10 protein-coding genes are annotated in these 8,304 nt (G+C 64.3%); all 10 read right to left on the bottom strand.

Annotated elements, in window-relative coordinates; all coding sequences use genetic code 11:
- On the bottom strand, positions 1-1,647 hold a 1,647-nt coding region (glyS, locus tag Q0H50_RS07010; protein ID WP_294420852.1), incomplete at its 3' end, for a glycine--tRNA ligase subunit beta.
- Positions 1,648-1,649: 2 nt separating this feature from the next.
- The gene (gene glyQ / locus Q0H50_RS07005) at positions 1,650-2,600 is read right to left on the bottom strand and encodes a glycine--tRNA ligase subunit alpha (protein WP_042434484.1); all 951 of its coding nucleotides are present in this window, start codon (positions 2,598-2,600) and stop codon (positions 1,650-1,652) included.
- Between the two features lie 65 nt (positions 2,601-2,665).
- A complete protein-coding gene (gene lepB, locus Q0H50_RS07000; RefSeq protein WP_294420848.1) occupies positions 2,666-3,232 on the bottom strand; it encodes a signal peptidase I in 567 nt (188 codons plus the stop codon).
- A gap of 81 nt (positions 3,233-3,313) precedes the next feature.
- Positions 3,314-4,234 (bottom strand): tRNA (guanosine(37)-N1)-methyltransferase TrmD, encoded by a 921-nt coding sequence (gene trmD / locus Q0H50_RS06995; RefSeq protein WP_294420847.1) that lies wholly within the window; start codon positions 4,232-4,234, stop codon positions 3,314-3,316.
- A gap of 15 nt (positions 4,235-4,249) precedes the next feature.
- Positions 4,250-4,651: a hypothetical protein gene (locus Q0H50_RS06990; RefSeq protein ID WP_294420845.1), complete on the bottom strand. Its 402-nt coding sequence runs from the start codon at positions 4,649-4,651 to the stop codon at positions 4,250-4,252.
- Between the two features lie 119 nt (positions 4,652-4,770).
- On the bottom strand, positions 4,771-5,025 hold the full coding sequence (locus Q0H50_RS06985; protein ID WP_042434496.1) for a KH domain-containing protein: 255 nt from the start codon (positions 5,023-5,025) through the stop codon (positions 4,771-4,773).
- Positions 5,026-5,029: 4 nt separating this feature from the next.
- Positions 5,030-5,272 (bottom strand): 30S ribosomal protein S16, encoded by a 243-nt coding sequence (rpsP, locus tag Q0H50_RS06980; RefSeq protein WP_366936648.1) that lies wholly within the window; start codon positions 5,270-5,272, stop codon positions 5,030-5,032.
- Positions 5,273-5,525: 253 nt separating this feature from the next.
- Positions 5,526-6,032: an N-acetyltransferase gene (locus tag Q0H50_RS06975; protein ID WP_042434501.1), complete on the bottom strand. Its 507-nt coding sequence runs from the start codon at positions 6,030-6,032 to the stop codon at positions 5,526-5,528.
- A gap of 127 nt (positions 6,033-6,159) precedes the next feature.
- Positions 6,160-7,572 carry a signal recognition particle protein gene (gene ffh / locus Q0H50_RS06970; protein ID WP_294420842.1) on the bottom strand — a complete coding sequence of 471 codons (1,413 nt, stop codon included), beginning with the start codon at positions 7,570-7,572 and terminating at the stop codon, positions 6,160-6,162.
- 124 nt (positions 7,573-7,696) lie between these two features.
- Positions 7,697-8,304: MBL fold metallo-hydrolase (locus Q0H50_RS06965; protein ID WP_294420841.1), on the bottom strand; the 608-nt coding region annotated here is incomplete at its 5' end.

Genomic DNA, 8,304 nt, shown 5'->3' with positions numbered 1-8,304 from the left:
GTCGGCACCGTTGCCTGCGTCCTTGAGCATGACCTTGGTGCGGGTGACGAAGAAGTCCACCACCTCGGCGCGCACGGCGGCCGCGTCGAAGGCAACGCCCTGGTCGGCGAAGCTGGCCAGCGACTCGTCGATGGCGGCGGCAAGCGAGATGGGAAGACCTGCCTCGAGCATGTTCACGATACCGATGGCGCTACGGCGCAGCGCGAACGGGTCGGACGAGCCGGTGGGACCCTGGCCGACCGCGAACAGGCCGCAGATGGTGTCGAGCTTGTCGGCCAAGGCGACCAGCTTGCCCACCGTGGTGTCGGGCAGCGCATCGCCGGCGAAGCGCGGCTGATAGTGCTGACCGATGGCCTGGGCGACCTGCGGGGTTTCCCCGGAGGCGGCGGCGTAGTAGCTGCCCATGACGCCCTGGACGCTGGTGAACTCGATGACGGCGTTGGTGACCAAGTCGGCCTTGCACAGGCGTGCGGCGCGCTTCGCATCGGCGGCGTCGGCGGAATCAAGCTGAGCGTCGGCGGAAAGGGCGCAAGCCAGCTTCTCCAGGCGCTCGGCCTTCTGGCGCACCGTGCCCAGGGATTCCTGGAACACCACCTTGTCGAGCTTCTCGATGTAGGACTCCAGCGGGTGCTTGAGGTCCTCCTCGTAGAAGAACTTCGCATCGTCGAGGCGGGCGCGCACCACGCGCTCGTTGCCGTCGATGATGGTGGCGGCGCATTCGGGGTTGCCGTTGGAGACGATGATGAACTTGTTCGTCAGCTTGCCCACCGCATCGTAGAGCGGGAAGTAGCGCTGATGCATGAGCATGGCGTCGACGATGATCTCCTCGGGCACCTGCAGAAACTCCTCGTCGAAGGTGGAGACGAGCGGCTGCGGGTACTCGGAGAGGTTGACCACCTCGAGCAGCGTCTTCGCGGGAAGGTCGGCGGTGAAGCCCGTTTCGGCCTCGATGGCGGCGACGCCCTCGCGGATGATGCGCTCGCGCTCGGCCTGCGTGGGGATCACGTAGGCGGCGCGGATGACGTCGAGCAGGTTCTCGGCGGTGTCGACCGTGTGCTTGCCGGGAGCCAGCACGCGATGGCCCATGGTGAAGTTGGAGGACTCGGCGCCGGCGTAGCTGACGGGCAGCACGACATCGTCGAGCATGGCCACGATCCAGCGCACGGGGCGCACGAAGTACTCGCGGTACGCGGCCCAGCGGCAGGAGCGGGGCCACTTGATGGCGGTGATGAAGCCCGCCAGGACATCGGGCAGCAGGTCGGCCACAGGCGTTGCCGGGATGTTCTTGGTGGCGAACACGTACTCGGTGCCGTTGACCTCGCGGCGCTCGAGGTTCTCAGGCGCAAGACCCTTGCCGCGGGCGAAGCCGATGGCCGCCTTGGTGGGGTTGCCGTCGGCGTCGAAGGCGATCTTGGCCGCGGGGCCCTTGTACTCCTCCACGAGCGCCTCGGTGGCGTCGGCCACGCCGTAGGCCATGACGATCAGGCGGCGGGGACTGGAGTGGATCTCGATGGAATCGAAGGGGATGCGCGCATCGGCGAACGCCGCGGGCACCATCTTCTCGAGCTGCTTGTTGGCGGAATCGAGGTCGAACGCGGGGATTTCCTCCACGCCGATCTCGAACGCGAGAGTGTGCTTATCGGCCATGGTTACTCCCCTTTCTCGTTCTGATCGTCCTGATCGTCGCCGACGACGGTGGCGATGTAGGAGGCGCAGCACTCCTTGACCATGGAGCGCACGCGCAGGATATAGGCCATGCGCTCGGTTGCGGAGATGACGCCGCGGGCGTCGAGCAGGTTGAACGTATGGCAGCACTTCAGCACCCAGTCGTATGCGGGCAGCGGCAGGTTGTGCTCCAGGCACAGGCCGGCCTCGCGTTCGTACTGGTTGAAGGCCTCGAACAGAAACTCGGTGTTACCCACCTCGAAGTTGTACGTGGAGAATTCGCGCTCGTTCTCCAGGTACACGTCGCCGTAGGTGAACTCCACGCCGTCGTCGCCGCGGGCCCAGATGATGTCGTAGACGCTGTCGACGCCCTGGATGTACATGGTCAGGCGCTCAAGGCCGTATGCGATCTCCACGGGCACGGGAGCGCACTCGAAGCCGCCCACCTGCTGGAAGTAGGTGAACTGCGTGACCTCCATGCCGTTGAGCCACACCTCCCAGCCAAGGCCCCATGCGCCGAGCGTGGGCGACTCCCAGTCGTCCTCGACGAAGCGCACGTCATGCTTGTCCGGGTCGATGCCGATGGCGCGCAGGCTGCCCAGGTACAGGTCCTGGATGTTGTCCGGGCTGGGCTTCATGAGCACCTGGAACTGGTAGTAGTACTGCAGGCGGTTGGGGTTCTCGCCGTAGCGGCCGTCGGTGGGACGGCGGCAACCCTGCACGTAGCAGGTGCGCCACGTGTCGGGGCCGAGCGAGCGCAGCGTGGTGGCGGTGTGGTTGGTGCCCGCGCCCACGGCGCCGTCGTAAGGCTGCAAAACGACGCAGCCCTGGGCGGCCCAGTAGTGCTGCAGGTTCATGACGATGTCCTGGAACGTGGGCGGCTGCGAGCCGGCACATCCCGTTGTCGCGTTCGCGGCGAAGGTTTCGGTTGACATGGTTCTCCTTGTCTGGTTCCGCTGGTCCTTGCTTGCCTACTTGAAAACTGTCGGGCGACGCGCCCCTACTCCAGCAAGCCGAAGTCGGGCACGGGCCAATATACCAGCACGCCCCTGCCCGTTACCGAGCTTGCGGGGACCGCGCCGAAGTATCGCGAATCCTGCGAGTTGGTGCGATTATCACCCATCACCCAGATGTAGCCGGCAGGAACGGTATACGGGAAGGTGATGGAGGAATTGGCGAGCGGCAGCGTGGGCTTGCCGTGGGCGTAGGTTTCGGTTTGGGCCACGCCGTCGATGTAGAGGAAGCCGTCGCCGTCGATGTTAATGGTTTGGCCGGCGGTGGCTATGCAGCGCTTGATGAGCGTGCGACCCGGGATCTCGGGGTCGGAAAACGTGACGATGTCGCCGGGTTGCGGGTCGCGGAAATAGTAGCTGACCTTCTCGGCGAACACCATGTCGCCGGTCATGATGGTCTCCTCCATGGAGCCGGAGGGGATCTCGTAAGCGGTGAAGACGTACGTGCGCAGCGCCCAGGAAAGCCCCAGAACGAATGTGATCATGATGAGAAGGCTCAAAAACGAGCGCAGTATTCCGCCCTTTTCCCCGGTGGCGTGCTGACCTGCGGCCATGATGTCGTACGTTTCCTTTCTACAGAGCCCGCGCATGCGGCGCCCGATAAGCGCTTAGCTGCCTATGATACCGCGCTGCGGCTACTGCCGGCCTTCGGTCGATAAAGATTGCAGAAATGCCCGGTCGGCGTCGGGCAGTTCCATGCCCTCGAGCAGGTCGGGGCGCAGGCGATAGGTGCGTTCGAGGCTTTGCTCGCGGCGCCACCGGTCGACCGCGCCGTGGTTGCCGGACAGCAAAACCGCCGGCACCTCCATGCCGTTGAAGTTGGCAGGACGCGTGTACTGCGGGTATTCCAGCAAGCCGTCGGCGAAGCTCTCGCCCAGAGCGCCCGTTTCGGCGCCGAGCACGCCGGGGAGCTTGCGCACCACGGCGTCGATGACCACCATGGAGGCCAGTTCGCCGCTGGTGAGCACGTAATCGCCCAGCGAGATGACCTCATCGGCCAGCGTATAGGCGCGCTCGTCGATGCCCTCGTAGTGGCCGCAGATGAACAGCAGACGGTCCTGCTTGGCAAGCTCGCAGGCGCAGGCGTCGTCGAAGCGGCGGCCCTGCGGGGCCAGGAAGATGGTGTAGGGCTTGGAGGGCGCCTGCTCGGCAGCGGCGGGGTCGGAGCCTTCGCAAGGCGCCTGTGCGGCAGCGGCGGGGTCGGAGCCTTCGCAAGGCGCCTGTGCGGCGGGAGCGGGGTCGGAGCCTTCGCCGGGCGCCTGCTCGGCTGGAGCGGCAGCGCCCTGCCCCGTCGGCTGCTCGGCGTCGCCCGATCCCTTGCACGGCGCAGCGCACAGCGATTCGTAGGCCTCGAAGATGGGGGCGCACTTCATGACCAGGCCGTCGCCGCCGCCGTACGGCTCGTCGTCGGTGGTGCGGTGACGGTCATGCGTCCAATCGCGCAGGTCGTGCGCCTCGAAATCCAGGATGCCCTTTTCCTGGGCGATGCGCATCATGGAAGCGCCCATGACGGATTCGTACATATCGGGAAACGTGGACAGCGTTTCGATGATCATGGGTACCTCCACAGGTTACAGATCGAGCAGGCCTTGCGGCACGTTGACGTATATGCAGCGCGTCTGCTCATCCACCCCTTCGAGAAACTCGTCCACAACGGGAATGAGCACGGTGCCGTCCTGGCCGGCGCGCGCGACTTCCAGCAGATGCTGGCCGGGCATTTCGTTGATGGCCACAGCGGTTCCGATGGTGCCGGCTTCGGCATCCACCACCGTGAAGCCCTCGATGCCGCCTTCCTGCAGCTCGAGCACATCATCGGGAAGATCTTCCCGGCGCGCAAGAACATAGCAGCCCACCAGGGCATCTGCCTGGTTGGCATCGACGACGGTATCGAAGAACACCGTGGCGCCGCCCCGGGCCTCGGGACGCACCTCGACCACGGTGCCTTGACGCGGAACATCGATCACCGGAGGCACGAAAGCGCAGAAGAGGCCTTCTTCAAGCAAAAAAGGGAGACCCGCCACGCTACGCGCGACGAGCCCTCCCTTCAAGTGCTTAGCTTTCGTGAATTCGGCTACGCGAACCCAAGCGCCCATTAATCGAGCAGCTCCACGTCGACATGGGTGTTCGTGGAAGATGCCGCGGCACGCGCAAGCGTGCGGATGGCCTTGATCACGCGGCCCTGACGGCCGATGACCTTGCCCGCGTCCTCCTCGTTGACACGAACCTCGACGAAGATGGAGCCATCTTCGGTTTCGCGCGCATCGATGACCAAGTCGTCCGGGTTATCGATGAGCGGACGGATCACGGACTCTACGAGCCCAGCGATTTCCTCGGTCTGCGCTGCCATAAGCTTACGCCTGCTCGCGGAACTTCTTGATGAGGGCGGCAACCGTGTCGGTGGGCTGAGCGCCGTTGGCCAGCCACTTGTCGCACTTCTCCAGGTTGATCTTGATCATTGCGGGCTCGGTCAGCGGGTTGTAACGGCCGATGTCGTCGATGAACTTGCCGTCACGCGGGCAACGGGCATCGGCAACGACGATACGGTAGTACGGACGCTTCTTGGCGCCGTGACGGGCCAGGCGAATCTTAACCATGAAGAGTAACTCCTTCTTGTTCTTACTTGAATCCTCTTTGCCAGCCCGCAAAAAAGCGCGCAGCAAAACAGCAGTTGTTTATGATAAGGCGAAACGCCTCGGTTGACAAGCCTTCGCTTCGGATATCACCAGGCGTTCACGAATAAAGCGGACGAATGGAGGGCCGCAACAAGCGCTCGGAAGCCTTTTGGTCGGACGCTTTGCTTTTCGCAGAATCCTCGAAGCCCAAACCCGACCGGGTGGTCGGCTAGCCTCAGCAGGGCTGGGCGGTGTCGAGCGTGTCGATGTAGTAGATGAACATGTCCTCGTAGCCGCCAAGGCCGTTGATGAAGCCGCCGGGGATCATGCCGACCTTCGTGAAGCCCATGGACTCGTACAGGTGCTGGGCGGCCTCGTTGGAAGCGACCACGGCGTTGAACTGCAGGCCGCGGAAGCCCTTCTTGCCGCAGGTCTCGATGCAGTTCTCCACCAGCTTGCGGCCAAGGCCAAGGCCGCGCGAGGCCGAGGCGACGGCGAAGCTAGCGTTGGCGATGTGCGCGCAACGCCCGATGCCGTTGGGATGCAGGATGTACATGCCGAAGATGATGCCGTTGACGTCGGCCACCATGGTGGCGGTCTGGGCGGAGAAGAACTCGTCGGCGTTCTGCTCGGTCAGCGGAGTGACCTGCGGGAACGCATCGCCCGCTTCCACAACCTCGTTCCAGATGCGCACCATGGCCTTGATATCGTCTGCGGTGTACGGACGGATCTGCAGCTCCATTGGTTTCCCCTTTCGTTTTCAGACGCTCCCCTGTTGCGCCTATTGGTTGATATCGGTTTCGCATACAACGAAGACCCGCCCGTAGCCGCACCATCGAGCGGTTCCGGCTACGGGCGAGCAGACAAGGCTATTTGATGTCGCCCATCATGTCCTGGATCTTCTTCAGGTCCGACATCTTCATGCCGCCCATGCCCGGGATGCCGCGGCGGCGCTTGCCCTTCTTGCCCTTCTTGCCCTTGCCGCCCATCTCCTCGACGGCCGGCATCATGCGCTTCATCATCTTCTTCGTCTCATTGAACTTCTTCATGAGCTGGTTGACCTCGGTGACCGACACGCCGGCGCCGGCGGCGATGCGGGCGCGGCGGCTGCCGTTGAGCAGGTCAGGCTTCTCGCGCTCGGCCTTGGTCATGGAATTGATGATGACCTCCATGCGATCGAGCGCGCCCTCGTCGACCTGGCCCTGGCCTAAAGCCTTGTCGCCGCCGGGAAGGGCGCTGATGAGTTTGGAGACGCCGCCCATCTTGCGGATCTGGCGGTTCATGGTGACGAAGTCGTTGAGCGTGAGCTGGCTTTTCATGAGACGCTCGGTCTCGGCCTGCTCCTCTTCCTGCTGCTGAACCTTCACCGCCGACTCGATGAGGCTGAGCATGTCGCCCATGCCCAGGATGCGGCGAGCCATGCGGTCGGGATGGAATTCCTCGAGCGAGTCGGGCTTCTCGCCGGCGCTGATGAACTTGATGGGCTTGCCCGTGACCTCGCGGATGGACAGCGCGCCGCCGCCGCGAGCGTCGCCGTCCATCTTCGACATGATGACGCCGTCGAAATCGACGCGCTCGGAGAAGGCCGCGGCCACGTTGACCACGTCCTGGCCGGTCATGGCATCGACCACCATGAGGATCTGGTCGGGCTTGACGGCCGACTTGATGGCCTGGGCCTCTTCCATCATCTGCTCGTCGACGTGCAAACGGCCCGCCGTGTCGACGATGACCACGTCGCGCAGGTTATCGATGGCATCCTGCACGCCGCCCTTGGCGATGGCCACCGGGTCCTTGCCGTCGCCGCGGAACACGCGCACGCCGATCTCGTTGCCGAGCGTTTCCAGCTGATCGGCTGCGGCGGGGCGGTACACGTCGCAGGCGGCCAGAAGCGGGCTGTGGCCTTCCTGCTTCAAACGGTACGCCAGCTTGGCGGCCGCGGTGGTTTTACCGGAACCCTGCAGGCCCACGAGCATGATGACGTTGGGGATGCGGCTGGAGAGCACCAGCTTGCTGTCGGTGCGGCCGAGCAGCTCGGTGAGCTCGTCGGTGACGATCTTGATGACGTTTTGCGTCGGGGACAGGGAGTCGAGCACCTCGGCGTCAAGGCAGCGCTCCTTCGTGCGCGCCACGAACTGCTTGACCACCTTGAAGTTGACGTCGGCTTCGAGCATGGCCATGCGCACCTCGCGCATGGCGGTGTTGATGTCGTCCTCGGTCAGGCGGCCCTTGCCGCGCAGGCCCGAGAAGATGCCTTGCAGGCGATCGGAAAGGTTATCGAACATGAAGCGCCTCTTCTTGCGTGTCACGTGTGTTTGCAATCTTTTGGATTATAGCCGAAGGGCGGCGGGCGGGAACCTTCGGGCGGCAAAACAGCGAAGCGAGCCCATAAGGGCCCGCTTCGAACGCTTAGCGCGCGGATTCGTAGAGCTGGATGCCGTCGCCGTAGGTTTTCACCGCGATGCTGCCGTCGGCCACGAGGTGCTTGAGGTACACGATGCCCTGGGTGACGATGCACCAGCGCTGCAAAAACGAGATATCCTCCCAGTCGTCGAAGGGCACGTTCCACTTGATGGCGCGGATGATCTGGTAGCCCGACAAGCGCGGGTTGCGCGCCACGATGCCGCGCACCTCGTCGAGGCGCTTCAAGTGGTGCTGGGCCAGCCAATCGAGGCGCTGCTCGAAATCGGGGCGGATGGGGCCATGCGAATGGAACAGCTGCGAGATATGCAGGTCCTGCACGCGCTTGATGCTGTCAAGGTAGGCCTGCAGCCCGTCGCCGTCGCGCGGGAACAGCGCGATGGAGGGGCTGATGACGAACAGCGCATGGTCGCCGCCGAACAGGATGCGGCTTTGCGGCTCGAACAGCGACAGATGCCCGGGCGTGTGGCCGGGCGTTTCCACGACCTGCAGCTCATAGCGGCCCACCGTCACCGTGTCGCCGCCGCGCACGAACGCCGTCCGCAGGCGCTGCGGGTCGAACAGGGCCTGCTCGACGCCCAGGCGCGCGGCCGTGG

This window comes from uncultured Senegalimassilia sp. (assembly GCF_934632265.1).
Lineage (GTDB): Bacteria > Actinomycetota > Coriobacteriia > Coriobacteriales > Eggerthellaceae > Senegalimassilia.
Note: the sequence above shows the minus strand (reverse complement) of the source record. Positions and strands in the feature narration are given on the sequence as shown.